Here is a 25776-nt window from a genome sequence, read left to right on the forward strand (position 1 = left end):
GGACACCTCCACCCGTAGCAACGTGGATCGCATGAACATGCGGGCGACCGTCCGGACGGACCGGCGGCAGCCAGCGAGGTCAGGTAAGCCTGTAATGCCGAGGCTTTCAACAGGCCATCGCGTATGGTCCGGGGGCTTGAACCGAGATACAGCCTATCCGGCGGGATCGTCGAGCAACCGCTTCGACCGTGTCTTTGGCCCTGGCCCGCGCATGTAGTACATTTCGGGGCGGTACGAATTCCGACCCGATATCATCGACCGGATCGATGTCATCCAATGGCCGGCGGCGGCCTTGGACGAAGGACTATGGCCGCTGGCGGACGGCACCGACGAAGCGGACGAAAAGCTGCCTCGGCCCGTGACGGGTTCGTCATATCCGAGTCTTTGCCCCGTCGCGGGATCGAAGTAGTGGAGATGTCCGGCGCGCGGCATCAACCGGATGCGATCTCCGCTCTTCAGGCGAAGCCGCTCGCGAACAAGGCAGTTCAGCGTCGCCTCCCCGAGCCTCGTCACGATAAGCATCTCGGACCCCGTCTGCTCCACGACCACGACCTCAACCTCCGCACCGTCGGGGTGGATGTCGAAATGCTCGGGACGGACACCGAGCACAACCTCGCGATCGCCGAAGGCTTGCATATCCTCGGCGGTGAAGATGGGGCCGCCGTCCGCCATGAACCGACCGTCGCGCAAGGCGCCGGTGACGAAGTTCATCGCGGGCGAGCCGATGAAGCCGGCGACGAACATGTTCGCCGGGCGGTCGTAGAGGTCGAGCGGACTGCCCACCTGCTCGATGATGCCGTCGCGCATCACCACGATCTTGTCCGCCATGGTCATGGCTTCGATCTGGTCGTGGGTGACATAGACCGTGGTCGTCTTCAGCCGCTGATGCAGCGCCTTGATCTCGACGCGCATCTGGACACGGAGTTTCGCATCGAGATTGGAGAGCGGCTCATCGAAAAGAAACACCTTGGGGTCACGCACGATGGCGCGGCCCATGGCGACGCGTTGCCGCTGCCCGCCGGAAAGCTGCTTCGGAAGGCGCTGGAGAAGCGCCTGCAGGCCGAGTATCTCGGCTGCCGCAGCAACCCGGCGCTCGATCTCCGCTGCCGGCCTTCCAGCGAGCTTCAACGAGAAGCCCATGTTCCTGGCCACGGTCATGTGCGGATAGAGCGCATAGTTCTGGAAGACCATCGCGACATCGCGCTCGCGCGGGGCGACATCGCTGACGACCCGGTCGCCGATCACGATGTCGCCGTCCGTCAGCCCCTCCAGGCCGGCAATTATGCGAAGCAGCGTCGACTTTCCGCAGCCGGACGGACCGACCAGCGCAACGAACTCGCCATCGGCGACCTCCACGTCGACGCCTCGCAGGACGTTCACCGCACCGAAGGATTTTCTCGCATTGCAAATGGATACGGGCGCCATGTCTCAGGTCTCTCGATTCGGGGCATTCGTGGCTGGATCATCCGTCCCGCCGACAACGACATCGATTGCGAAGCTGCGCTTCTCGCCAGGCGCAAGCAGCGGCGTGACCTCATTCGAGCCGTCCGAACGGCGACCGGCACTGCAAGGCTCGACCGAGAGCACGCCGCAGCCGGGGCGCAGGTCCTGCCAGAGCTGGAGCCAGGGCAGCGCGTCCGTGCGCCAGCGGAATTCGATGATTTCACCGCCGGTCACGCAACATGAAGCCCACTCGCCTCTTGCTTCATGCAGCACGGACGGTCCCGGCGCGCCCGGGCTCGGCAGTTCCAGCGGACCGGCAATACGGCGTCCATCCAGGAACAGTCGTGTCGTCTCGTCGATGGCGGGGAAGCCGAGATTGAAATGGTAAAGGGCAAGCACGGCCAGCGCCTCGGCGCCGACGACCTCGACCGTATCGCGCAGCCGGATCGTCCGGCCGCCGATCGGCGCCTCGATACGGCGACGCAATCGGTAGCCGCCGGCGCCATAGGCCCAGGCGACAATCTCGCCTTCGCAGAAAAGCACGGGCTCCTCGGCGTCCCAATCCTCGCCATGCCCGGTCAGACGCGCCGGCGTGAAGGGTGCCGAACCGTGCAGCGAATGACCGCCTGCCGGCTGGCGGATGTGATCGAAGCCGCAGGTGTTGAGGAAACCGCCGAATCCGGCATTGAAGCGGCGCTCGGGATCGACCCCTTCAGGCGGCAGGCGGAAACCCGCCGGGCTTTGCCAACCAAGTTGCACCCCGCGCCACGACAAAGTGGCGATGTCGAGCATGCGACCAGCCGTCACCCAGAAATCCAGGCCGCCGCCCGTCGAGAAGACGAGAGCCTCGACCCCTGCCTCCGGCCCGTCGGCCATCACGACGCGCCGGACGCTCGCCACCTGTCTGAGGTCGCCGACAAGCGTCCGGAGAGTGGCGGGTGGAAGAGCCATGTTCAGGCTGCTTCGGCTTGGGCGAGGGCGAGCCTTGCAAAGGCCTCGGGCGGCGCACCATTGGCTGCCATAAGCCGGACCATGAGCGTCTTCATGCGCGTTTCGATCGCCGGATCGGCGAGCGGACGTTCCTGACCGGGATCGGCCTCGAGATCGTAGAGCCGCGTCTCGGATTCCAGCAAGGCGCCGGGCCCGTAATTGTTGTACATCGGCGAACGCTCGATCACCGGCACCTTGAGCAGCGCGGCGCCCTTGGAGAATTCGAGCGGCGGAGAAATCGTCACCTCCGACAGTTCCTCGGGCGTGAAGGGCGAGAAGATGTGCGTCGGCATGAGCGTGTACTGGTAAAGCTCCTGCTTCGACAGATCCTCGGGAAATCGATGATAGGTGTATCGGCCGTCGGCCACGTTCACCGCGCCGCCGAAATAGCCGAACAGGGCTCCATCCCGCATCGCGGTGCCATCGGCCATGTGGCAGAGCGAGAAGCCCTCGTTTTCGGCCGGCGGCTCGGCGCCGAAAAGATCGAGGAAGGTGGGCGCCAGATCGATCGACTGGGTGAGAGCGGCCGAGCGCGTTCCGGCGAGATCGGGGCGTCGCGGATCGTGCAGGAACAGCGGAATATGCGCGACCTCCTCATAGAGGTTCATCCGGTTCTTGGCCCAGAAATCGTGCTCGCCCAGCAGGAAGCCGTGATCGGTGGTGACGACCAGGGCGGTATCCTTCCACATGTCGTGGCGGTCGAAATAGTCGAGGAGTTCGCCGAGCAGGTGATCGCACATGGCGACGACGGCATAGTAGTTGGCGCGCAGTTCCTCGCATTCCTCGGGCAGTTCGTCGACGCGGCCGTAGCGGGGCCAATCCCGGATCGGCCCTTTCCACCCGGTATCGAATGCTTCCTTGAAGCGGGCCGGCGCGGTGAAGGGCTCATGCGGATCGAAGGTCTCGATCTGCAGCATCCAGTTGTCGGCCTCCCGGTTGCGATCGAGGAAATCGAAGCCCTCGGCGAAGCAGCGGACGGACGGGAAGTCCTTCTCATCCCTGATGAACTCGCGATTGATGATGTTCTGACCGAAATAGCTGCGCCTGGCATCGCTGAACTGGCGCGCATGGTATCTCTCGCGCAGCCGTTCCCAATGCGGCTGCACCATGGCCTTCCAGCGGTCGCCTTCCTGCCCCCTGACGAATTCGTAGGAATCGTAGCGGTTGTGATAGGTCGCTCCGCCGTCCTCCCAATAGTGGAAGTGGTCCGTCACGAGGTGGCTGTAGGTGCCCTGCTGCCGGTGCAGTATTTCGGGGAAGGCATTGTCGAACGGTTCCAGCGGCCCCCAGCTGCGGTGGAGGAAGGTGAGCCTGCCCGTCAGCATGTCGCGGCGGGCCGGCATGCAGGGCAGGCTGCCGACATAGTGGCGATCGAACGCGACCGAGCGTCTTGCCAGCCGGTCGAAATTGGGGGTGGGGATGCGCGTTCCGCCATAACATCCGAGCATGTGGCGATTGAGCGAATCGAAGAGGACGAATACGGCCTTCAATCTGGTCTCCGCTGTCTGACTGGAGCGGCGGACGCACCGATGAAATCGGTGCCGCCGCTCTATCCGTTTGTTTGAGCATCGGATTTGTTCCGAAACCGGTACCCACTTTCGGGTCCGGTGCTCTGGTGGTCTATTTCACGGCGCCCTGGGTCAGGCCCTTGACGATGTAGCGTTGCGCGACGAGCAGCACGATGAGCGCAGGGATCATCGCCAGCGCCGCGCTCGCGGCCATCTGCGTGTACTGGATCTCGAAGTCCTGTGCGTATTTGGCGATCGCCACCGGAACAGTGGCCGTCTGCTTCATCGTCAGGGTGAGCGCCACGGCGAATTCGTTCCACGAGAAGACGAAGGTCAGGATCGACGTCGCGGCGAGGCCTGGCGCGATCATCGGCAGAATGACGTGCCACAGCAGCACCGGCGTGGTGGCGCCGTCCATGATCGCAGCTTCCTCGAGTTCCCTCGGCACTTCACGGATGAAGACGCTCATGAGCCAGATCGCCATCGGCAGATTGAGCGCCGCATGGGCGAGGATCAAGCCCGTGAAGGTGTTCTCGAGGCCGACGGTCCGCGCCATGGTGAACCAGGCGCTCGCCAGGGCAACCGGCGGGATCATGTGGAAGATCAGGGTCCAGGCGAGGAACACCTGCACGACCCAGCGGCGCCAGCGCATCCGGTTGAGCGAGAAGGCGGCCAGCGTCGCGACCGCGACGCAGAGCACCGTGCTCAGCACGCCGACGATGATGGAGTTGCGATAGTTGAGCAGGAAGTCGGAGGTCTTGGAGAACAGCACTTCCTGGAAGTTGGCCCAGATCGGACTGAACGTCAGGCTGCCCATCAGCAGCGATATCTGGGTGCGGAAGCCTGCCGCGACCGTCCAGGCGACCGGCGTCAGCACGATGAACGCGCAGACGACGAGCACGAGGTGGATGGGAAACGAGGAAGGCTCGCGTGCGGAACGCCGGATCATGACGCGCCCTCCGATCGGCGGCGCGCGGACAATGCGACGACCAGCAGCAGACAGACGAGAAAGATCACCGCCACCGACATCGCCGAGCCGTAACCTGCCTTATCCTCGGTGAAGAAACGCTGGTAGAGCGTGAAGCTGATGACCTCGGTGGCCGTACCCGGTCCGCCGCTGGTCAGCAGGTAGACCTCGTCGAAGACCTTGAAGGCAAGGATCAGGCGGAAGGCGAAGGTGACGACGATTGTGGGAACCATCAGCGGCAGCGTGATGTGGAGCAGTTCCTGCCAGGGTCTGGCACCATCGATCTTGGCGGCTTCGAACACGTCCTGCGGCAGGGATTCGAGTCCGGCCAGGAAGAGCAGGAAGCAGAACGGCGTCCAATGCCAGATGTCGACCATGATGACGGAGAGAAGCGCCGTCTCCGCGCTTCCAAGCCAATCATGCGGCGTGATGCCGACGGTGGCGAGCACCGTGTTCGCCAGGCCGAAATCATAGTTGAGCATCAGTTTCCAGATCGCGCCGATGACAATGCCAGGAATGAGGATCGGCAGGATGAAGATCGCCCTGTAGAGGACGCGCCCGCGTGTGACCTTGCTGCAAAGCACGGCGAGCGCGAACCCCAGCACCATCTGTCCGGCGACCGCGCCGAAGGCGAAGATCACGGTGTTCCACAAGGCGGCCCCGAGCAGGGCATCGTCGAACAGCGCGCGGTAGTGGGCGAAGCCGGCCCACGACCGCACGGGCTGTCCATCGACCCAGGCGATGTTCTGGAAGCTGGTCAGGAAGAGACCGGCGAGCGGCAGGACGCTCAACGCCAGCATGACGGCCAACGCCGGCGAGAAGGTGAGCCAGCGCCAGAGACGCTGGTCAGCGCTTTCGATTTGCCTGCGGGAGCGCGCGGCAGACATGTCGCGCGCCCCTGTCGACTGGATCGTCGTCACCGGCTTCTCCTCCGCGCGGCTACTTCAGGGGTTCCAGCGCTCCGGTCTTGTAGAAATGACCGGCCATGACCTTCTGGATCTCGTCGGCCATTCCATTGAGCGCGTCGACGCTGGTGACTTCGCCGGCGATGGCGCGATTGAGGCCCAGTTCGAGAATGGCGATCACCTCGCTCGCTTCCGGGAACTGATAGATGTTGACGGCATGCGGCAGCGCCTCCGCGAGCGGCTTCATCCAGCGATATTTGCGCTCGTCCGCGATCGGCTCCTCGTAGACCGCCGCATGCACGGGAATGCCGCCGGCATTGGCGGTCTCGAGTTGGGCGTCCTTCGTCTGGTACCAGCGCAGGAACTCGACAGCGGCGCGCTTGCGGTCATCGGGTACGTTCCTGGAGATGCCCGCCAGCCAATGACCCAGACCGGGCGCGGTGGGCAGGCCGGGCAGCGAAGGCGGCGGCGCCCACTCGACCTTGTCGACGATCGCCGACTTGTTGGGATCGTCCATCTGCGACCATGCTGCGATGACCATCATGATATGAGCGGCATGGCCGGTGACCATCGCCTGGATGACTTCGGCCTGGTCGGAAGCGGCGGTCTTGGGATGGCCTGCTTCGCGCGCCAGCCGGATGTAATAGTCGAGCGCTTCCCGACCCTCCGGCGAGTTGAACGTCACGCTGTAGTCGCCGGCAGACTGGTCCCTGAAGATCCCGCCGCCATGTCCATAGAGATAGGGGTAGAAGTCGTAGGCGACCGTGTGCGGTCCGCGGGCGCCGCGCTGCACGATCCCGTACATGCCGGGCGGGTTATGGAACTTGCGCGCATTTGCTTCGAGATCGGCGAAGGTCTTCGGCGCCTGCAGACCGGCCTCCTGGTAGAGATCGCCGCGATAGTAGAGCATCGGGATCAGCGGCGAGACGGGGATCGACATGAGCTTGCCGTCAGCCGTCACCGTCTTCTTCTCGGCATTGTAGTAGATCGTGTCGCCGAGCGTGTAGATTTCAGGGTCGAGCCTGAAACCCGGATCGATGTCGGTGATCGGGTCCACGAAGCCGCCGGCATACATCTCGGTGAACCAGCCGGAATTCATGATCAGTATGTCGTACTGGCCTTCCCTGGCGCGCACGGAATTGCGCTGCTTCTCGAGCGAGCCCGCGAACGGATTGACGTCCAGTTCGACCTTGTTGCCGGTCGCGGCCTCGTATGCCTCCACGGTCTTGCGGAAGCTCTCGAACCAGGGCGACTGGTTGATGACGATGGTGATCGGCGCAACGCTTTGCGCATAGAGCGGCCGGATCGACCCGAGGCCCAGCGCCGAGCCCAGGCCAGCCGCGCCCATGCCCTTGAGAAGGTTTCGTCTTGGAATGCGAAAATCGAGGCTCATTCTCTCTCTCCCTTCATGACTTCATGTGGTGATGCGAACCTCACCCGGTCGGCGACCCGGCCTCAAGCAACTCTCTTCCCTTTGTACCGGCATGCGCCGGTATGCCTTTCCTCCGATCGCTCACCGGCAGAATATCGGGCTCGCCCAACTCCATTGGCCGTTGGCCTGGCGCATGCGCACATAGACCCAATCCCCGGCGACCAACGGCTCGAGCCTGATGCGACCTGCCCACTGCCACTGATGCGGGCGCGGCAACGGATGGAAGCGGAAGGCGGGACTGTCTATCGGCCCGAGATTCCCCGACAGCGCGCCCTGCATGAGCCGCGACGCGGTAGCCTCGAAACGCTGTCCGTTTGTCTCGAGGACGAAGCGTGCATCCGGGTCGAGCACCACACGCGCCGCGAAAGCCTGCGTTGCGGCCGTCATGTTGTTCGGGTTGGCCGGCGCGGCGACGGCGAAGGATATGCGGCTTCCGTCCAGCGAGATCGCGTTCTCGTCGGCCGCGTCGCTCTTGCCTTCGAGCGGCGAGACCACTTCGCTGCCCCGAAGTCGCGGCTCCACCGAGAGGATCTCGCCGCCAACGAGGTCGAGGGTCCCCCGCCATTCGTGAACCTTCCCGCGAGCGCCCCAACCGAGCTCGAGCACAAGAAGGGTTTCCATGCGGCCCGCCGTGCGGTCGATCGGCGCCGGCAAGACGTCCGGCGTCACCCGCGCAGCCAGCGCGCCGTTCCGGATCACGTCTATATAGTCGATATGGCCACCAGCCACCGCTTCGATGCTCAGCTCCGGCTCCACATCGGGCGCGACGATGCCTCCGACCGGCACGCCGCCCAGCGAAGCGAAGAGATGCGTTCGATCGCCCGTCAGCGCGACCGTCTGCCTACGATGGATGGCGCCCCACAGCGCATCGCGCCGGTTCTCGGGCGCATAGACCGCCGACCTGCCGTGCCCGTAAGAGCCGGGATAGCCGCTGTGATGGTCGGTGTTGCCGAGAAAACCGAAGACGTGGCCGAGGTCGAGGCCGTGCCGAACGGTGCCGAAACCATCGCTCGGCCCCATGGAATGGAGGAAGGGCCGGTCCATGACCGAAGCCTCCGAGCAGCCATGCATCGAGACGATCTCCAGGACCGGCGACAGGTCCTCGACGAAAGTCTCCCAGTTGATGCCGCGCGCGCCGAGCCGGTAGCCGATGTGGTGCGGGAAGGCGAAGGCCCCCTCGCCCAGCTCGGCACGCAGCAGGCTGTGGAGCCTTTCCGGCGTGTCGGCTCTCAGCATAGGGCGACGGTCGAGATCGCGATAGACGATCGTGTAATCGCCATGCGCGAAGGAATGCATCTCGTAGCCGGGGAACACGGTGAAGACCCCGGGCTCGTCGATCGCCGCAAGACGATCGAAGTGCTCCGGCCAGAGCGCCTCGAGCCTGGCGAAACCCTTGACGTGGAAATCGACGATATGAGCCACGCTCGCATCGTCGACCGGCATGTCGGGCCAATAGGAGTGTCCGGTGACGGACACGAAGTCGAGCTGCCGTCTGGCCCGCGTCAGCGCCTGCGGGAGGCTGCCGTGCCCGTACGAGATGTCGCAATGGTTGTGCAGGTCGCCGTACCAGGGCGTCAGTCCTAGCCCGGCAGCGAGCGGCGACAGCCGCTCAGGCAGGCGCTCACCGAGCATCGGACATCGCTCCGGGATGGTTGCGCTTCCACCGGACGGAAGCCGTCTGCATTGCCGGCATAGGGAAAGAGCACATCGCAGGCGCCTTGGATACAATATGTATTGTACCGTATTCGCGAATTCGAAGCTTGGCAAGACGGAAAGTTCCGCCTTTCACCAATGAGGTTGCGAATGGAGCGGTCAGCGGGTCTTGGGCGCGGGCCCGGTGCTCTGGCGGGTAATCTGGCTGCATTGCAGATAGACGATCTGCGGCGGAGAAGCGGGCTCCACGATCCGCTTACGGATGGTCTCCACCAGCTTCTGCGCCGCCTCCAGATGCGAACTGCCGGAGACGGTCATGTCGCCGAGATGTTCGGTCGGGACGTCGTGATGGCCAAGGATGGCGACGCTCAGATCCCGCGGCCTGCGCAATCCCAGCCGGTCCAGGCATTGGCGGACACCGAGCGTGTCGGAGATGCCCACTGTAACCAGAGCCGTGAATGGAAGGCGGCCATCCTCGCCCATGAGTCCCGACAGCGCATACTCCAGGGCTTTTTCGACGCTGTGGGTCGGATGCAGGACGCCATCGAGGACGACGGGTGCGTGGAAGACGTACCCCTCCCGGCCTATCGATCCGTGCCGCACAAAGGCGCGACGCGCCGCGAGCACCGGCTGCGCCGTCGTGTTGAGGGACACCATGCCGAAGGATCGGTGACCAAGCTCGCTCAGATGCCGGAACGCGAGCTCCAGCGCGTCTTCCCAATCCGTGCCGATGCGGTCTATGTCGACGCCCGAGACCGTATGGCCGTCAACGACAAGGGCCCGGGTCTTCTGCTGCAAGAGATGCAGGAGCCGGATCGGGATGCTCTCATAGTGGGACTGGAGGATCGCAGCGTCGAAATTCGGGAGGGAACTCAGGATCTCGAGCAGGTGATCGGTGTGATGATAAGAGATCTGGACGACCTTGCTGCCTTCGCGAGACATCTCCTGGACGATGTAGTTCTGCACGAGAGCACAGCGCTCGTTCATGCTCGCATTCGACAGGATGAGCAGGCTGTCGAGCACCGGAGCGGAGCCGAAAGCACGATCCGTGCGCGCGCCGCTGCCGCCCTTGACCACATAGGTGCCGCGGCCGACCTGCGAGGTCACCACCCCCTCGTCGCGGAGGCGATTTATGGCTTCCTGCACGGTCGCCTGGCTGACCCGATGCCGCTTCATCAGGTCGCGGACCGTCGGCAGCCTGGCGCCATCCTCGAGCCTGGCGATCAGGTCGTGCAGGGAACTGAGTACGATATTGCCCGACATGCTCACCAAGCCTTTGCCTTTTCGTTCATTCCCGTCGCGCCCCTCGCCCGCCTGGCCGCGCGGCCGGTTCATCGGGTTGGCGTAACGAGTTGAATACATTCAGACCTCTCACTTCACAATCGAAGCCGCCGTCGCCGCGCATCCGATGGCATAGCCGACATTATACATCGAGAGATACAAATTGCACTTTACAATTTGAACATTCGCGATAGGCTGCGTTGACAGCGACCAGGGAAGCTCGAGGGAGGAGCGTCGGTGGCATATCGCACGAACGCCGCACTCGCGACGCATCCGGCGTCCACGGATGGAGCAGATCCGGAAGCTTTCGGCCGCTTCATCCGCATCGGCGGTGTGAAGAAGACCTTTCCGTCGCGAGCCGGAGGCGAGGTGCCGGTACTCAGCGGCATCGATCTCGACATCGCCGAGAACGAGTTCGTATCGCTGGTCGGACGCAGCGGCTGCGGCAAGACGACCCTCCTCAACATCGTCGCGGGCCTCGAGGCAGCCTCCTCGGGTGAAATCTCCATCGACGGGAAACCGGTGACCGGGCCGGGCCAGGGCCAGGGTGTCGTCTTCCAGCAGCATGCCCTTTTCCCCTGGCTCACCGCGGCTGACAATGTGGCCTTCGGCTTCCGCAAGGCCGGACTCTCAAAAACAGAACGCCGCAATCGCAGCATCGAACTGTTGAAGCTGGTCGGGCTCGAAGCGGCGGCAGCGCGGTATCCGCGCGAAATGTCGGGCGGCATGCAGCAGCGCGTCTCGATCGCGCGAGCCCTGGCACTCGACCCGCAGATCCTTCTGATGGACGAGCCTTTCGGAGCGCTGGACGAGTTGACCCGGATCGAACTGCAGCAGGAGTTGCTGCGCATCTGGCAGGCAAGGCGCAAGACGGTCGTGTTCGTTACCCATTCCATCAACGAGGCCCTGACGCTGTCGGATCGCATCGTGCTGCTCGCGCCCGATCCGGGCCGCATCAAGCGGGTCTTCGACGTCCGCATGCCCCGGCCGCGCTCGCGCACAACGCCCGAGTTCAACGCGCTCTACGAGGAAATCTGGAGCGAGCTCTCGTCATGACCGCGCGCATCGTCAGGCCGCTCGTCTCGGTCGCCGTCATCGCCTGCGCCCTGCTCGCCTGGGAACTGGCGGTGCGGCTCGGCTATCTGAAACCTTACCAGTTTCCACCGGCGAGCCGCATCGCAAGCGGCTTCGTGGAGTTGTCCACGACAGGCTTCCCGACCGGTGTCTCGATCTGGTCGCATACTCTGGCGACGGTCGGGCGGGTCCTGCAGGGCTATCTCGCCGCAATCGCGCTGGCGATCCCGATCGGCCTGCTTATCGGCGCCGTGCCCGTGCTCGACAAGCTCACGGCGCCTGTCGTCGTCTTCTGCCGCTCGGTCGCCACGCTCAGCCTCCTGCCGCTCGTGATCGTCTGGTTCGGTGCGGGCGAACTGACGAAGATCGTGCTGATCGGCTATGGCTGCTTCTGGACGATGCTTTCCAACGTCATCGCGGGTGTCAGATATGTCGATCCCGTACTGTTGCGGGCAGCAAGATCGTTCGACGTTCGCGGAGTGGAGCTCTATCGACGGGTCGTCCTTCCCGCTGCCCTGCCCCGCATCTTCGCCGGCGCGCGGATGGCGCTTGGGGTCGGCTTCATGGTCATCGTCGGCGCCGAGATGATCGGCACCATCGAGGGACTGGGTGCGCTCATCATGGAGGCGCGCACCTTCTACCGCAGCGAGATCACCATCATCGGCATGCTGATCATCGGCCTGCTCGGCTTCGCGATCACCGCCGGGCTCGCCGGTCTCGAACGCCGCCTGCTTCCATGGGCCGGCAATCTCGATCAGGTGCGGCGATGAGCAACGCCTGGCGCCGGCTGCGCGAGAACGACATCGGGCTGGGCGTGCTCGGCGCGCTGGGCGCGGTGGCGATCTGGGAAGCGGCGGCGCGCGGCGGTGTGCTCGACCCGGCTGTCTTCCCAAGCCCGTCGCTGGCGATCGGCATGGCAGCCGAGCGCCTGACGGCCGGGACGCTCGGCGAACATCTGGCCTGGAGCCTGCTCAGGGTTTTTTCCGGTTTCGTGCTCGGCGCGTTCGCGGGAGCGGTCATCGGAATCGCGGCCGGCTGGTACAAAGCCTTCGGCATGATCGCGCGGCCGCTGATCGAATTGCTGCGCCCCATTCCGCCGCTCGCCTGGATCCCGCTCGCCATCATCTGGTTCGGGCTGGGCGAGCCGTCGAAGTTCTTCATCATTTTCCTCGGGGCCTTCTTTCCCGTCGTCACCTCCGCCTATCAGGGCATGCGCAGCGTCGATCCGGTGCTGCTGCGCGCCGGCCAGACAATGGGACTGAACGGCATCCCGCTGCTGTTGCGCGTCGCGGTTCCGGCCGCCGCGCCCGATCTGGCGACGGGCGTGCGCATCGGCTGGGGCCTGAGCTTCGGCGTGCTGGTCGCGGCGGAGCTGATCGCCGCTGATCGCGGGCTCGGCTTCATGATCATCAACGAACGCAACACCGGGGGCTCGGTCGGCGTCATCATCGTCGGTATCCTGCTCATCGGATTTCTCAATCTCGTCACCGACGCAGCCATCGGCGCAGCGATCAAGCGCTGGATCGGCCGCTGGCACGGCGCGTGACGCAGGACGGCTGCACCAAGGGGAGAGACACAATGAAAAACCTGACCGCATTGCTGAAGACAACGATCGCCGCAGGCATGCTCGCCGTGGCCGCTTTGGGCGCGCCGGCCATCGCCCAGGAGGTCGAGACCGACACGCTGTCGATCAGCATCGGCCCCGACCTGCCCTTCCTGGTCCATATCGTCGCCAAGGAGAAGGGCTGGTTCGCCGAGGCCGGCTTCAAGAATGTCGAATTCAAGACCTTCGCTTCCGGCAATCTCGCCGGCGAGGCATTGCTCGCCGACCAGATCCAGCTCTGGACCCCTGGCAACCTTCCGCCCGTCTCGATGGCCCATAACGGCATTCCCGTCGTGATCCTCGGCACCAATGCGGTCAGCCATGGTCTGGAGAAGATCGTGGTGCGCAAGGATGCCGGCGTCGAAAACGCCGAGGATCTCTACAAGACCAAGCTCGGGCTTCTGGTGAGTTCGACGTCAGGCGCGCTGCTCGCCAATGTCGCCAAGCATTACGGGCTCGATGCCGCCAAGATACAGACGGTCAACCTCACGCCGCCCGAAGCCATGGCGGCGATGGCGAACAACGAGATCCAGGGCATCATCTTCTGGGAGCCTTTCCCCTATCGCGCGGTCAAGGAGCAGGACGGCAAGATCGTGCACACCGGCACGAAAAGCTTCTTCGCCAAGAACAACGGGGAAGAGGTCCCCGTCTCCAGCAACCGCACGGTCTGGGTCGCGTCGCAGGATTGGGTGCGCGAGAACCCGAAAGCAACCAGCGCGCTGGTCAGGACGCTGCTCAAGGCACAGGCCTATGTCGCAGACCCCGCCAACAGGGACGAGGTCCTGAAGATCTATTCCGATTTCCAGAAGCAGCCGCTTGAGATGAACCAGGCCCAGATCTCGGACTACACCTTCACGCCGAAGGCCGACCAGGCCTATGTCGACGACATGGCCGCGATCGCCTCCTATCTCAAGGCGACGAACCGCATCCAGGGCGACGCCCAGGACGTGCTCACCTACACCTATACCGAACCGATGAAGGCGGTGGACCCGTCCCTGGTCGACATCGAAGGCCAGTGGAAGCCCTGAACGCCACCGCATCGGCCCGAAAATCGTGCTCGATTTTCGGAAAAGCACGATGCGAAGACTCAAAGTGTTAGGCGTCCCAAGCGCGTCCAAGTGGACGCGCGGCGCTCTAACCGGCACCGGCATATTCGATGGTCGCTGCCGCCCTTATCTGACAGGAAGAACGACATGGCGGGCTCGGCCGCAGACAACGTCTCCGTCGCCGTGATTGGTGCCGGATTCATCTCGGACTACCACGTCAACGGATTGAGGAGCGCAGGCGGCGCGACGGTGACCACCCTCGTCGGCAGGCGTCGCGAGGCGACAGCCGAACGCGCCGCGCGTCTCGGCATTCCCCGGATCGAAACGGACTATCGCGCCGTGCTCGACGATCCCGCGATCGATGCGGTCGTGATCGCTTCGCCCGACGACACCCACGAGCCGATTGCCGTCGATGCGCTCGCAGCGGGAAAATCCGTCCTGCTGCAGAAACCCATGGCTCTGGATAGTGTCCAGTGCAGCCGCATCATCGAGGCGGCGGGCCAATCGCGCGGCCGGCTGACCGTGAGCTTCATGCATCGCTACTTCCCGGAGGTGGCCTGGCTTCGTGATCTGATCTCACAGGGGCAGCTCGGTGCAATCCATACGGTGCGCATCCGCAACGCCACCCCCGGCGCCGACTGGAACGACTGGTTCTTCAAGCCGGGCAATGTATCCGGCGGTGTGGTGATGCAGCTCGGCGTCCACGGCATCGATCTCTGCCGTCATCTCTTCGGCGAAATCGAATCGCTGCAGGCCGATATGACGACCGCAAAACCCGAACGACAACTGGCCAACGGAACCACTGTCCGCTCCGGCCTGGAAGACAATGTGCTCGCCCTCTACCGGTTCTCGAACGGTATCCGCGCCAGCCACGAGATGAGCTACACGGAACTGCGCGGCTGCGACCGTTTCCGCCTCGAAGTCTATGCCGAGAACGGCACCGCATGGCTGCGGACCCAGCGCGGGCCTGCCGCGATCCATGCACCGGCGGTGACCAGCAAGGTCGACTGGGTCGTCCCCGACCTTCCCGATCAGCCCTTCGGCCAGGCGCATCACCGCCACTGGCTCGCGATCGTGCGCGGCGACGCCGAGCCGGACGACACGCCCGAGGCCGGCCTGCGCTCGGTGAGGATCGCCGAGACGATCTACGAAGCCGCGCGTTCCGGCGAGCGGGTTCCCGTCACGATTACGGGGCAGGGAGACGCAGCATGACGATCAGGATCGCGATCCTCGGCGTAGCGCATTATCACGCCAATTTCTGGACCCGCGCCATCCAGCAGAGCCCCGACGCCGAGATCGCCGGCATCTGGGATGGGGACAACGCCAAAGCTGCCGAGTTCGCCGCCCGCTACGGCGTTGCGGCCTGGTACGACCTTCCGGACCTGATCGCCAAGTGTGACGCCGTCGCCGTCTGTTCGGCCACGAGCGAGAATGTGGGGCTCGTTCGCGCGGCCGCCGCTCAGGGTCGCCCGGTACTGTGCGAAAAACCGCTGGGGAAAAGTCTCGGAGACTGCGACGAGATCGCCGCGATCGTGGCCGAGGCAGGCATACCCTTCATGCAGAGTTTTCCGAAACGCTTCGATCCCGTCAATCACGAGATCGCAACCCTGCTCCGGGAGGGTGCCATCGGACAGGTGACGCTGTGCCGGATCAGGCACGGGCACAGCCACGGCTTCAGCGCCGATTTTCGTGCCGGATGGTTCGTCGATCCCGCCCTTTCCGGGGGCGGGACACTTCTCGACGAGGGCGTGCATGCAGCCGACTTCCTGTGCTGGATGTTCGGCATGCCGGAGACGGCCTTCGCGACGGTCTCGTCCTCGACATTCGGATTGCGGGTTGAAGACACGGCTGCGGCCATCTTCCGTTACGCCGGAGGCCTCATCGCCGAGGTGACGACGAGTTGGGCCTTCGCGGCAGCGGACGCCTCGATCGAAATCTACGGAACCGAAGGCAGCATCGTGCTCGGCGGCGTCGACATCGCATCGCGCCCGACCCGCGAGAGCGCGTTCCTGAGGGTTTTCCGAAAAGACGATGACGGCGGCGCCTGGACCGCCTCGCCGACGGTCCCGCATTTCAAGACCGGCGTCTTTCACGAACATGTTGCCTGGGCCTTCATCAAGGCGCTCAAGGACGGCGGACCGATGCCGGTGACGATCGAGGACGGCCGCAGGGCCTTCGCGCTCATCGATGCAGCCTATCGCTCGGTCGGGTCGGGCCGCGCCGAACCGCTCCGACCTTGACTACCCTGCGCAAGCTTCTCCCCGTGGCCTATCGGAAAAGCACCGCGCTCGCGCCCGTATTCATAGCAGGGAAGTCCCAGCCGTTCGGCGCTTGGGACAATGAAAGGTGACACCGTGATCTCATTGGCATGCGACATCGGCGGAACCAATACGCGGTTGGGCCTGGTCGAGAATGATCGGCTGATCGGCGAGACGCTGTCCAGTTTCGCGAACGAGGCGTTCGGCGATTTCGATGCGCTGCTCGACACCTATCTCGCGTCCACGGCGGCGCGGTCGCTCACATCCGTCTGTATCGCGCTGGCAGGCGTAGCGACGCCAGAAGGAGCACGGTTGACGAACCGCGACTGGACGATCCGGCGGGCGGATGTCGCACGCCTGACCGGCGCGAGCGATGTCGGTTTCATCAACGACTTCGAGGCGCTGGGCTTCGCCCTGATGCGGGTCGATGCGCTAGAGACGCAGCCGATCCTCGTGCCCGGCGAGCCGGTCTCCTCCAGCGGCACACGAATGGTCCTGGGCGCCGGAACCGGTTTCAATGCCGCGGCCTGTCATCCACCTCGCTTCGGCGGCGAACCCCACGTCGCTGCGGCCGAATGCGGCCACATGACCTTGCCGCTGGCTGGCGAGCAGGAGTTCGAGCTGCAGCGCAAACTCTCCAAAGGACGTGGCCGCGCGTCGGTCGAACGGGCGCTGTCGGGCAACGGATTGCGCGAGATCCATCAATGGGTCTGTGAACGCAACGGCCGCGATCCGGCGGGACGGTCCGCCGCGGAGATCTCCCGCCTTGCGGTATCGCAGGCCGATCCCGACTGTATCGAGGCAGCCGACATGTTCCTGCGCCTTCTCGGCCGCGTGGTCGGCGACCTTGCCCTCGCCTACCTGCCGACCTCGGGCATTTATCTCTCGGGAGGTGTCTCCCGCGCGCTTGCGCCGCTGATGACATCGACGCCGACATTCCGGCAATCCTTCCTTGCGAAGGGCCGCATGTCGTCCTTCATGGAGAGCTTCCCGGTGGCGTTACTGACGGATGATCGAGCGGCGCTGGCCGGTTGCGTCGAGTGGCTGCTGTCATCGAGATACAGCCGATAGGTCCGAATGCCGGCGCCGGCCGAGTCCCGGGAGAAGCGCTCGATATGATCCGCTCTTACCTTGCCGAGGTGTACTGGTCCTTCAGCGCCCTGCGCAGCACCTTGCCGTAAGCGTTCTTGGGCAACTCGGACACGAAGATCACGCGCTTCGGCTTCTTGAAGCTGGCGAGGTTGGCCTTGCAGAAAGACAAGAGCGCCGCCTCGTTCAATTCCGGGTCTTCGGCCACGACGGCCACGGCGACGCTCTCGCCCCATTCCGGGTCGGGCAGTCCGAAGGCGATCACCTCGCGGACGCCGGGATGTGACGCGATCACGTCCTCCACCTCCTTGGGATAGATGTTGGTGCCGCCGGAGATGATCGTGTCGTGCCGGCGGTCGAGCACGCGCAGCCGGCCGCCGCCGTCGAAATGGCCGATGTCGCCGGTGTGGAGCCAGCCGCCGCGCAAGGTTGACGCGGTCGCCTTCGGGTTTCCCCAATAGCCCTTCATGACGACATCGCCGCGCACGCAGATCTCGCCGTCCTCGTCAGGCCCGACCTCGCGATCCTCGCCGTCGACCAGCTTGACCTCCACACCGGCGCGCACATAGCCGGCTGAAAGCAATGCCTGATCGTCGGCCCCGACATGGTCGCGGGCGGGCAGATAGGAGATCGTCATGGGGGCTTCGCCCTGGCCGTAGAGCTGGTGGAAGATCGAGCCGAAGCGCGCGACTGCGGCCTTGATGTGCTCCAGATGGATGGTCGCACCGCCATAGATCACGCCGCGCAACGATGCGAGATCGTCGCGAGGGGCGGCGTCCAGCAGGCGCACGATCATCGTCGGCGCAACGAAGGCGAAGGCGGTGATGCCTTCGGCCGCGACCATGTCCAAAACCTCGTCCGGCTGGAAGCCCGGCCGATCGGAGATGATGTTTTCCGCGCCCCGCGCCAGCGAAGGTAGGAGATAGAGCCCGCTGCCATGCGAGAGCGGCGCGACGTGGAGCACGCGGTCGTCGCTCCGAAAGTCGAAGATGTCGGCGAGGCAATTGATAGAAGCCGCGACCAGATTGCGATGGGTAAGCGTCGCGCCCTTGGGTCGACCCGTCGTCCCGGAGGTGTAGAAGATCCAGGCCGGCTCGTCCGGCTCCGCCTCGACCGGCTTCGACAACGGACCATGAGCGAGACCGAGGTCTTCCACGGCAAGCGTCCGGCACTGCACCGCAGCGTCGAGCCCCTCACGGAGCGGCACGACGTGCTCGCGGTGGGTGACGACGACCTTCGGCGCACAATCGCCGGCGATCCAGGCGACTTCACGAGGGTGGAGCTTGGCGTTGACCGGGACCACCACGAAGCCCGCACGCATCGCGCCCAGAAGGAGGGCAGGATATTCGAACCCGTTTCTCAGGAAGAGCAGTACCCGATCGCCCGGCAAGCTGCCATGGGATGCGAAGAGCGCCCCCGCCGCCGCGGCCATGGCATCGAGCTCGCGATAGCTCAGCCGGCGTTCGCCGTGACGGATGGCAACCGCATCGGCGCGGCGCCGCATGGCATCCGCGAACATTGCATAGACGTTCATGTCTCGGTCCTCCCCAGAGAGTGGCTGCCGAAGGGCCCGGCGCAGTCGCGGGATTTGAAGCCCGCGTTTCCTCACTGTCCAGACCCTCGGACGACAGCGCCAGATGCGTCATCGTCGAGCGCCCGCCGCTGTGGCCCGCGGCGGAATCTCCGGCCTCCACACTGCCGATTGCTCAGTTCGGCCTGGTGAGCACGCGATTGCGGAGGACACCGATGCCTTCGACCTCGAGTTCCACCACGTCGCCGTGCTTGAGGAACTTCATGTGCTCGAGGCCGCAACCGTTGCCGACCGTGCCCGAGCCGAAGAACTCGCCGGGGTAGATCGTCTCGGACCGGGAGATGTGGGCCAGCAGGTCCTCGAACTTCCAATGCATGGTCGAACTCGATCCGCGTCCCCACTCCTCGCCGTTCACGCGGCAGATCATGGTGAGGTTGTAGGGATCCTTCATCTCGTCGGCGGTGACGAGGCAGGGTCCCATGGCATTGCCCTTGTCGAAGTCCTTGCCCTTGGCCGGTCCGAGTTGGCCGCCCATCTCGGCGGTCTGGGCGTCGCGGGCGGAGAAGTCGTTGAAGATGGTGTAGCCGTAAACATAGTCGCGCGCCTTGTCGCGGGCGATGTCGACGCCTTTCTTCCTGACATAGAAGCCGAACTCCAGCTCGAAATCCATGAGGCTGGAGTAGGACGGCCATACCACGTCCTCATCCGTGCCGATGACCGAGAAGCGGTTGGCCTTGTAGTAGATCGGCTGCTCGTAGAAGGTCTTGGGGATGGCGAAGATGCCCTTCTCCTCGAACTCAGTCATCGTGGCCTCGGGATCCGGCGTCGCGTTGGCCCGGATGCGCCGCGCGGCGGCGAAGGACTGCTTCAGATGCAGCTCGAAGCAGAGGCAGTCGCGGATCTGCGGCGGGACAGGCACGGGCGCCAGAAGCCTGATCGCCGCGCGGTCGATCGCCCCCTTCGAGCCCAGCTTCTTCAGCGTTTCATAGGCACGGTCGAGTGCCGCATCTCCGGCTTCGATCATCGAAAGCACGGAGGCGAAAGCGGCATGATCCTCGCCGAACGCTTCCGCGTGGGCCGCGGCGAGATCGACGACCTTTCCGTCCCCCTCGACCAGCGCGCCCGCGCGCTGCTTGCCGTCCTTCTCGTATGTCACGAGTTTCATCGGTCTCCTCCTCCAGGCTTGTTGGGTTTCGCGTTTTCAATCGGCGGCCGGCACGCGGCCATATTTCAGGGCGGCATGAAGCATTGTCACCAAATGGCGCGTGGCCTCGATGTCGTTGTCGGGATCGCACCGGCCGTCGGAAAGGCGGCGGATTCGGCCGATATCGGCCATGACATACACCATTGCGCCGAGCATCATCTGATAGCCCCAATGCAGTTCCTCGATGCGGCGATCGGGGAGCGCCTTCTTGAGGGCCTCGATCACCTTGTGTGCGACGGGGTCGAAGAACTCCTGGATGATGCCGCGTTCCATTGCCTTCGGGTCCGCGACTTCGCGGGCAAGGATGCGGGCATAGTTCGAATTCTTCTCGACGCTTCGCATATGCAGGTTGGGCACCAGTACCGCCTTGATCACAAGTTCGAGCATCCTGTCCGGATCGGTCTCCATGTAGGCCAGGCGAAGACCGGCGATGCGCTCATCCACGATCATCGGCGCGCGCGCCACGAAGATGGCGCGGTAGAGACCGTCCTTGCTGCCGAAATGGTAGTTGATCAGAGCGACCGGCACTTCAGCGCGCAGCGCGATCTGACGGACCGAGACGCCGTCGAAGCCATGCACGGCAAACTCCGCCTCGGCGCTCTCGAGGATGCGCGTGCGGGTTGCCGCCGCACTGCGCTGCGTCGGCTCGCTTTGCTCAACCGATCGATCCGGATTGGATTTCGCCGCCTTGCCCATTGTGCACCGATGAGAACGAGGCACCTGACAAGAGGAGTGCCAACGCGACAATTGAACGCTATTACAAAAATCTTGTCAACTTGTTCAAACATGCTACGGTTCGGACGCGGACGAGCCGGAGGAAGATGGCTCGCCCGTCCGATCAGGGGAGGATTTGCATGTTTCGGAACACGCTGATGGGCGGCTGCGCCGTCGTTGTCACGCTCGGTCTCGCTAGCGGCCCGGGCCTTGCGCAGGAAACGATCAATCTGACAGTCGCGGCCGGGCATCCCGAGGTGTTCCTCTGGGTGAAGCATCTCAAGACGACCTTCATACCGACGGTGAATGCCGAACTCGCCAAGACCGGCGAGGCGAAGATCAACTGGACCGAGGGTTACGGCGGCACGATCGTCAAGCTCGGCTCGGAAGTCGAGGCGTTCCAGCAGGGCATCATCGATGTCGGCCAGATGAGCGGCGTGTTCAGCCCGGCCCAGATGGGCCTGCTCAACCTGACCTATGCGATGCCCTTCGGCCCGACCGACGCGCGCATGGTGACCGAAGCTGTCGAGGCGGCGCTCACCGACACGGACGGCGCGCTTGCGAAACTGGAGGAGGCGACAGGTGTCGTCTACATAGGCGGCGGCATCGCGATCGACGGATACAACATCGCCTCGACCAAGCCCCTGGCCAAGACCACGGACCTGCAGGGCGTGAAACTCGGCGGCGCCGGGCCGAACCTTGCCTGGCTCAACGGCACCGGCGCGGTCGGCGTGCAGGGCAGCTACGTGACCTTCTACAACGACATCAAGACCGGCGTTTACGACGGCAATATCGGCTGGATGACCGCGCAGGCGCCGGCGAAGCTCTACGAGGTGGCGCCCTACTGGAACAAGGTCGGCTTCGGCGCGATGTATATCGGCGGGCTCGGCGTCTCCAAACAACAGTGGGATACGTTCTCCGAAGCTACGAAACAGGCGTTCCGCACCGCCGCGGCCGCCTACACCAAGGCCTATTTCGAAGAGCAGGAGCAACGCTACCAGGCTGCCGAGAAGACGATGCTCGACAATGGCGGCAAGGAAGTCGCCTTCGACGAAGCTGATCGGAAAGCGTGGATCGAGCAACTGCCGAACCCGACCGGGGCCTGGGCGGCAGCGGCCGAATCGCGCGGCGAACCCGGGCACAAGGTGCTGGAAGCCTATCGCGACAATCTGAAGGCCGCCGGCTTCACATTCGTGCGCGACTACCTCGCCAACTAGCAGCGTCGGCGCCGAGCCGCTCGGCCCGGCGCATTGCTCTCCACATCAATGGAAGGCCGGCCGGCGCGCCGGAAGGATCATGGCAGGAGAATCAGCCATACCAATCGAAGCTCCGCCTAGGCCACAGGAGCCCGCCGGCCCCTTTGACCGGATCATCGGCGGAATGAACGCCGTCGGCACATTATGGATCATTCTTCTAATGGTCCTGATCAACGCCGATATCGTCGGGCGCAGCTTCCTGCTTCGCCCGATCTCCGGCGTGCCGGAACTCGTCGCCTTTTCCATCGTCGGCATCGTCTTCCTGCAGCTGGCGCATACGCTGCGCTCCGGTGCGATGACGCGGTCCGACGTGCTGCTCGGCATGCTCGAGCGCCGCGCCCCCCGCGCCCGCCTCGTGCTGCTGGCCATATTCCATCTGATCGGCGGCCTCCTCATGATGCTGATCGCGTGGAAGTTCTGGCCAAGCGTCGCCTCGGCCTGGCTTCACCCGGAACGCAATTTCATGGGCAATCCGGGTTTCTTCACGATCCCGCAGTGGCCGCTGTTCGTCCTTGTCTTTCTCGGCATCGTCGCGACTGCGATCCAGTTCCTCCTCCTGTCGTGGAACAACCTCCGGACGTCGCACGGGGTGACCCCATGAGCGGCATCGGGATCGCATTCCTCTCCATCGTGGCGATGCTGATCCTGATCTATTCAGGCCTGCATGTCGCGATCGCCTTGATCCTCCTCTCTTTCCTCGGCGTGTGGCTGCTGCGCGGGAATTTCGACATCGCATCGAACATGCTGGTGCTCGCCTTCAAGGATTCCATCAGCGACTACATTTTCGGCGTCGTGCCGCTTTTCGTGCTGATGGGGCTTCTCGTGGCGGTCGCAGGCATCGGGCGGGACACGTTCGAAGTCGCCGCCCAGCTGTTTCGCAGGATCCTTGGCGGTCTCGGCATCGCGACCGTCGCCGCGAATGCCGTCTTCGCGGCGATAACGGGCATCTCCATCGCATCAGCCGCCGTATTCACCAAGGTGGCCGTGCCGGAGATGGTGCGCCACGGCTATACAGGTCGTTTCGCGGTCGGCGTCGTGGCGGGTTCGTCGGTGCTCGGCATGCTCATCCCGCCCAGCCTGCTCTTCATCCTCTACGGCGTCCTCACGGAACAATCCGTCGGGTCCCTGTTCATAGCGGGCGTCATTCCCGGCATGCTGCTTGCCCTAGTCTATTGCGCCGGGATCTTCGCCATGGGGCGCTGGTGGCCAGGCTTCATCGGCGGGCAGACGGCGCGGGCGCGCGAAGAGGCACCCGACATGGGCATCGGCGAAATGCTGAACAAGCTGGCCCCCATCGTCATACTGGTTTCGCTTGTGCTCGGCGGCATCTATGGCGGATATTTCACGCCGACGGAGGCGGGCGCCGCCGGAGCGCTTGGGGCGCTGCTCATCTCGCTCGCCAAGCGTCGCCTCACCTGGGCGAGCTTCTGGCAGGTGCTGGTCCAGACAGGCCATACCACTTCGTCGATCTGCTTCCTGATCATCGGCGCCAGCCTCTATTCGCGCATGCTGGCAATGTCGGGCATGCCGGGCTGGCTCGGCACATGGGTCGTGGAATCGGGGATGGGCGCGACGGGGATCGTCGTCGCGCTGATGATCGTCATCATGCTGCTCGGCACCATCCTCGATTCGGCCTCGATCATGCTGCTGACGCTGCCGATCGCGGTTCCGATCCTGACGGGGACCGGCGTCGACCTGATCTGGCTCGGCGTGCTCGTGGTGCTTGCCGTCGAGATCGGCCTGCTCACCCCGCCCTTCGGCATCGCGGTCTTCGTGGTCAAGGCGACCCTTGGACCCGACAGCAAGATCACCTTGCATGACATCTTCCTGGGCGCCCTGCCCTTCGCCGCGATGATGCTCTTCGTCCTCGCCCTCGTCTTCCTCTTCCCGGTGCTGACCACAGCGCTGCTTTGACCCGGAAGGAATCGAACATGGCCAGATGGCAATACAGGAAAGGTCTCCAGGATCTTGGCAACGGCTGCTACGCCTATCTGCTGCCCGACGGCAGCTGGGGCTGGTCGAATGCCGGCCTGGTTACCGATGGGGATGCGACCCTTCTCGTCGACACGCTGTTCGACCTCAAGCTCACGGCCGAGATGCTGAAGTCCATGCGCGACGCCGTTCCAGCGGCCAAGGAAATAGGTACGTTGGTGAACACCCATGCCGACGGCGATCACACCTTCGGAAATCAGCTGGTCAAGGACGCCCGCATCATCGGAACGCAAGGGACCGTCGACGATTTCGCCCGCTTCGATCCGGCAGTCGTGCAGAAGATCTGCCTCGACGCCGAGCAATATGGCAGCGCCGGCGTGTTCATGCGCGAGTGCTTTCGTCCGTTCGACTTCTCGGGCATCGAACTCACCCCGCCCAACGAGGTGTTCTCAGGCACGCTCGATATCATGGTGGGATCGAAGAAGGTCCAGCTCATCGAGGTCGGCCCCTCGCATTCGCTCGGCGACGCGCTGATCTACGTTCCCGACGACAAGGTCATCTTCACCGGCGACATCCTCTTCACCGAAGGCACGCCAATCGCCTGGTACGGCCCGGTCAAGCGCTGGATCGACGTCTGCGACATGGTGCTCGGCATGGACGTCGAGACGGTCGTGGCTGGACATGGACCGATCTCCACCAAGGACGACGTGCGCCGGATGCGCGACTATCTGCAATATGTCACCGACCAGGCGCGCCCTCTCTATGAAGAGGGAATGGACTACCTAGCCGCTGCCTACAAGATGGACCTCGGAGAATACCGCGACTGGGACGACGCCGAGCGGGTGGTGGTAACGGTGCAGACGCTCTTCGACGATTTCGAGAACGCTCCGCAACGGCCGGTCCGTGCGCCGATCCCCTACTTCGCCGAAATGAAGAGCTTCCGCCATCATCTGGGGCGCGGGCCGGTACACGAAGCCTACTGCAAGGCCTGCGGCGAAGCGCACGGTTAGAAAGACCTTGCACGCCGGGCTCCTTGTCTCGGAACAATGGATGATGGCGTCTCCGCGCCATCATCCGAGGAGGTCGGGGCTGCAATTTCTAGCAGCTTGGTCCGAGATCGCGCGAACCCGGCATGTAGGCGGTCGAAAAATTGGGGCGTGCCTGGATCCGCCGGTACCAGTCGGTCACGCCAGGCAGGTCGGACCACATGTTGCCCAGCCCGAGATCCTCCATACGCACGACGGTCGGGGTGATGCTGACGTCGGCGAGCGTATACTGGTCCCCGACCAGCCACGGCCCCGTAACCAGCGCCTTCTCCATGCGTTCCAATGTCTGGCGCAGCTTGTCGAGGGCTTCGTCAATGGCCTGCTTGTCGAATCCGCCGCGCCCCATATGCCGGTAAAAATGCTTTCGCAACGGCAGGCGTCTGGCATAGGCGGCAAATTCCTCTTCGGACAATTTCTGCCAGATCGGTACGAAATAGGCGTTGAAGGATGGATATCGGATCGCCGGCGTCGGGACCTCGTCGATGAACTGCCGCCAGGCACGCATCCTGGCGGTTCCCTTGGCATCCCTCGGACGGACGGGGACCTCGGGGTATACATCCTCAAGATATTCGTTGATCACGGACGAATCGATGATCGGATCGCCGTCGTCGATCAGCGTCGGCACGACGCCGTTGGGGTTCAGCTTCAGATAGTCTTCGGTGAGGTGGTCCCCCGTGGTGAAAACGATCAGGTTCGATTTCCAGTCCAACCCTTTTTCGGCAAGCACCAGTCGCACCTTCTGGCTGCATGTCGAGATCGGCGAATGGTACAGTTCGAGCATCGGATCCTCCTGCTTGGTCCGGGAATGATCGCGGACCCGAGGCCCCGATGGAAATGCTAAGTC

Annotated in this window: 22 protein-coding genes and 1 pseudogene; 11 read left to right on the forward strand and 12 right to left on the reverse strand. The window is 64.1% G+C overall.

Annotated elements, in window-relative coordinates; translation table 11 throughout:
- Positions 1–378: 378 nt before the first annotated feature.
- The 8 genes and pseudogenes from JN302_RS36975 to JN302_RS37010 form a co-directional block, all read right to left on the reverse strand.
- Positions 379–1425: pseudogene (locus JN302_RS36975) on the reverse strand (ABC transporter ATP-binding protein); the annotation flags it as partial.
- Between the two features lie 3 nt (positions 1426–1428).
- On the reverse strand, positions 1429–2394 hold the full coding sequence (locus JN302_RS36980; protein WP_202330904.1) for a DUF4432 family protein: 966 nt from the start codon (positions 2392–2394) through the stop codon (positions 1429–1431).
- Between the two features lie 2 nt (positions 2395–2396).
- Complete coding sequence (locus JN302_RS36985) at positions 2397–3923, reverse strand: sulfatase (protein WP_202330905.1); 1527 nt, start codon at positions 3921–3923, stop codon at positions 2397–2399.
- Between the two features lie 130 nt (positions 3924–4053).
- A complete protein-coding gene (locus JN302_RS36990; protein ID WP_202330906.1) occupies positions 4054–4890 on the reverse strand; it encodes a carbohydrate ABC transporter permease in 837 nt (278 codons plus the stop codon).
- On the reverse strand, positions 4887–5828 hold the full coding sequence (locus tag JN302_RS36995) for a carbohydrate ABC transporter permease (protein ID WP_202330907.1): 942 nt from the start codon (positions 5826–5828) through the stop codon (positions 4887–4889). The genes JN302_RS36990 and JN302_RS36995 overlap by 4 nt, the downstream gene beginning before the upstream one ends.
- Before the next feature lie 19 nt (positions 5829–5847).
- Positions 5848–7206 carry an extracellular solute-binding protein gene (locus tag JN302_RS37000; protein WP_202330908.1) on the reverse strand — a complete coding sequence of 453 codons (1359 nt, stop codon included), beginning with the start codon at positions 7204–7206 and terminating at the stop codon, positions 5848–5850.
- A gap of 120 nt (positions 7207–7326) precedes the next feature.
- On the reverse strand, positions 7327–8877 hold the full coding sequence (locus JN302_RS37005; protein ID WP_202330909.1) for a hypothetical protein: 1551 nt from the start codon (positions 8875–8877) through the stop codon (positions 7327–7329).
- 180 nt (positions 8878–9057) lie between these two features.
- Positions 9058–10260, reverse strand: coding sequence for a GntR family transcriptional regulator (locus JN302_RS37010; RefSeq protein ID WP_202309251.1), 1203 nt, complete (start codon positions 10258–10260; stop codon positions 9058–9060).
- Positions 10261–10416: 156 nt separating this feature from the next.
- On the opposite strand from JN302_RS37010, the gene JN302_RS37015 reads away from it, so the two are divergent.
- From JN302_RS37015 to JN302_RS37045, 7 genes are all read left to right on the forward strand, one after another.
- Positions 10417–11235: an ABC transporter ATP-binding protein gene (locus tag JN302_RS37015; RefSeq protein ID WP_244742686.1), complete on the forward strand. Its 819-nt coding sequence runs from the start codon at positions 10417–10419 to the stop codon at positions 11233–11235.
- Positions 11232–12023 (forward strand): ABC transporter permease, encoded by a 792-nt coding sequence (locus JN302_RS37020; RefSeq protein WP_202330910.1) that lies wholly within the window; start codon positions 11232–11234, stop codon positions 12021–12023. The genes JN302_RS37015 and JN302_RS37020 overlap by 4 nt, the downstream gene beginning before the upstream one ends.
- Positions 12020–12799 (forward strand): ABC transporter permease, encoded by a 780-nt coding sequence (locus JN302_RS37025; protein WP_202330911.1) that lies wholly within the window; start codon positions 12020–12022, stop codon positions 12797–12799. The genes JN302_RS37020 and JN302_RS37025 overlap by 4 nt, the downstream gene beginning before the upstream one ends.
- 32 nt (positions 12800–12831) lie before the next feature.
- Positions 12832–13884, forward strand: a complete 1053-nt coding sequence (locus tag JN302_RS37030) for an ABC transporter substrate-binding protein (RefSeq protein ID WP_202330912.1) — start codon at positions 12832–12834, stop codon at positions 13882–13884.
- Between the two features lie 165 nt (positions 13885–14049).
- Positions 14050–15114 (forward strand): Gfo/Idh/MocA family protein, encoded by a 1065-nt coding sequence (locus JN302_RS37035; RefSeq protein ID WP_202309255.1) that lies wholly within the window; start codon positions 14050–14052, stop codon positions 15112–15114.
- Positions 15111–16142 carry a Gfo/Idh/MocA family protein gene (locus tag JN302_RS37040; RefSeq protein ID WP_202330913.1) on the forward strand — a complete coding sequence of 344 codons (1032 nt, stop codon included), beginning with the start codon at positions 15111–15113 and terminating at the stop codon, positions 16140–16142. Before JN302_RS37035 ends, JN302_RS37040 begins: the two co-directional genes overlap by 4 nt.
- Positions 16143–16241: 99 nt before the next feature.
- Positions 16242–17231 carry a glucokinase gene (locus JN302_RS37045; RefSeq protein ID WP_202330914.1) on the forward strand — a complete coding sequence of 330 codons (990 nt, stop codon included), beginning with the start codon at positions 16242–16244 and terminating at the stop codon, positions 17229–17231.
- Between the two features lie 55 nt (positions 17232–17286).
- Here the strand turns inward: JN302_RS37045 and JN302_RS37050 are convergent, their stop codons facing one another.
- The 3 genes from JN302_RS37050 to JN302_RS37060 form a co-directional block, all read right to left on the reverse strand.
- Positions 17287–18783 (reverse strand): class I adenylate-forming enzyme family protein, encoded by a 1497-nt coding sequence (locus JN302_RS37050; RefSeq protein WP_202330915.1) that lies wholly within the window; start codon positions 18781–18783, stop codon positions 17287–17289.
- 172 nt (positions 18784–18955) lie between these two features.
- Entirely contained in the window at positions 18956–19945 is a 990-nt protein-coding gene (locus JN302_RS37055; RefSeq protein WP_202330916.1) for a fumarylacetoacetate hydrolase family protein, read from the reverse strand.
- A gap of 36 nt (positions 19946–19981) precedes the next feature.
- Positions 19982–20680 (reverse strand): TetR/AcrR family transcriptional regulator, encoded by a 699-nt coding sequence (locus JN302_RS37060; protein ID WP_202330917.1) that lies wholly within the window; start codon positions 20678–20680, stop codon positions 19982–19984.
- A gap of 158 nt (positions 20681–20838) precedes the next feature.
- Here JN302_RS37060 and JN302_RS37065 point away from each other — a divergent pair, with 158 nt between their 5' ends.
- The 4 genes from JN302_RS37065 to JN302_RS37080 all read left to right on the forward strand — a co-directional run bounded on the left by JN302_RS37065 (position 20839) and on the right by JN302_RS37080 (position 24896).
- Positions 20839–21915, forward strand: a complete 1077-nt coding sequence (locus JN302_RS37065) for a C4-dicarboxylate TRAP transporter substrate-binding protein (RefSeq protein WP_244742691.1) — start codon at positions 20839–20841, stop codon at positions 21913–21915.
- A gap of 163 nt (positions 21916–22078) precedes the next feature.
- On the forward strand, positions 22079–22555 hold the full coding sequence (locus JN302_RS37070) for a TRAP transporter small permease subunit (RefSeq protein ID WP_244846126.1): 477 nt from the start codon (positions 22079–22081) through the stop codon (positions 22553–22555).
- Positions 22552–23868 (forward strand): TRAP transporter large permease, encoded by a 1317-nt coding sequence (locus JN302_RS37075; RefSeq protein WP_202309261.1) that lies wholly within the window; start codon positions 22552–22554, stop codon positions 23866–23868. The genes JN302_RS37070 and JN302_RS37075 overlap by 4 nt, the downstream gene beginning before the upstream one ends.
- 17 nt (positions 23869–23885) lie before the next feature.
- Complete coding sequence (locus JN302_RS37080; RefSeq protein ID WP_202330919.1) at positions 23886–24896, forward strand: MBL fold metallo-hydrolase; 1011 nt, start codon at positions 23886–23888, stop codon at positions 24894–24896.
- An 88-nt stretch (positions 24897–24984) separates the two neighbouring features.
- Here JN302_RS37080 and JN302_RS37085 read toward each other — a convergent pair whose 3' ends face one another.
- On the reverse strand, positions 24985–25713 hold the full coding sequence (locus tag JN302_RS37085) for a glutathione S-transferase family protein (protein ID WP_202330920.1): 729 nt from the start codon (positions 25711–25713) through the stop codon (positions 24985–24987).
- Positions 25714–25776: the final 63 nt, after the last annotated feature.

Source organism: Mesorhizobium sp. L-8-3 (genome assembly GCF_016756615.1).
Lineage (GTDB): Bacteria > Pseudomonadota > Alphaproteobacteria > Rhizobiales > Rhizobiaceae.

Coding starts and splice junctions, on each gene's coding strand:
- JN302_RS37080 (WP_202330919.1), top strand. CDS start 23,886: ATGGCCAGATGGCAATACAGGAAAGGTCTCCAGGATCTTGGCAACGGC.
- JN302_RS37060 (WP_202330917.1), bottom strand. CDS start 20,680: ATGGGCAAGGCGGCGAAATCCAATCCGGATCGATCGGTTGAGCAAAGC.
- JN302_RS37085 (WP_202330920.1), bottom strand. CDS start 25,713: ATGCTCGAACTGTACCATTCGCCGATCTCGACATGCAGCCAGAAGGTG.
- JN302_RS36980 (WP_202330904.1), bottom strand. CDS start 2,394: ATGGCTCTTCCACCCGCCACTCTCCGGACGCTTGTCGGCGACCTCAGA.
- JN302_RS36990 (WP_202330906.1), bottom strand. CDS start 4,890: ATGATCCGGCGTTCCGCACGCGAGCCTTCCTCGTTTCCCATCCACCTC.
- JN302_RS37010 (WP_202309251.1), bottom strand. CDS start 10,260: ATGTATTCAACTCGTTACGCCAACCCGATGAACCGGCCGCGCGGCCAG.
- JN302_RS37035 (WP_202309255.1), top strand. CDS start 14,050: ATGGCGGGCTCGGCCGCAGACAACGTCTCCGTCGCCGTGATTGGTGCC.
- JN302_RS37065 (WP_244742691.1), top strand. CDS start 20,839: ATGTTTCGGAACACGCTGATGGGCGGCTGCGCCGTCGTTGTCACGCTC.
- JN302_RS37005 (WP_202330909.1), bottom strand. CDS start 8,877: ATGCTCGGTGAGCGCCTGCCTGAGCGGCTGTCGCCGCTCGCTGCCGGG.
- JN302_RS37075 (WP_202309261.1), top strand. CDS start 22,552: ATGAGCGGCATCGGGATCGCATTCCTCTCCATCGTGGCGATGCTGATC.
- JN302_RS37045 (WP_202330914.1), top strand. CDS start 16,242: ATGAAAGGTGACACCGTGATCTCATTGGCATGCGACATCGGCGGAACC.
- JN302_RS37000 (WP_202330908.1), bottom strand. CDS start 7,206: ATGAGCCTCGATTTTCGCATTCCAAGACGAAACCTTCTCAAGGGCATG.
- JN302_RS37025 (WP_202330911.1), top strand. CDS start 12,020: ATGAGCAACGCCTGGCGCCGGCTGCGCGAGAACGACATCGGGCTGGGC.
- JN302_RS37030 (WP_202330912.1), top strand. CDS start 12,832: ATGAAAAACCTGACCGCATTGCTGAAGACAACGATCGCCGCAGGCATG.
- JN302_RS37050 (WP_202330915.1), bottom strand. CDS start 18,783: ATGAACGTCTATGCAATGTTCGCGGATGCCATGCGGCGCCGCGCCGAT.
- JN302_RS37020 (WP_202330910.1), top strand. CDS start 11,232: ATGACCGCGCGCATCGTCAGGCCGCTCGTCTCGGTCGCCGTCATCGCC.
- JN302_RS37070 (WP_244846126.1), top strand. CDS start 22,079: ATGAACGCCGTCGGCACATTATGGATCATTCTTCTAATGGTCCTGATC.
- JN302_RS37055 (WP_202330916.1), bottom strand. CDS start 19,945: ATGAAACTCGTGACATACGAGAAGGACGGCAAGCAGCGCGCGGGCGCG.
- JN302_RS37040 (WP_202330913.1), top strand. CDS start 15,111: ATGACGATCAGGATCGCGATCCTCGGCGTAGCGCATTATCACGCCAAT.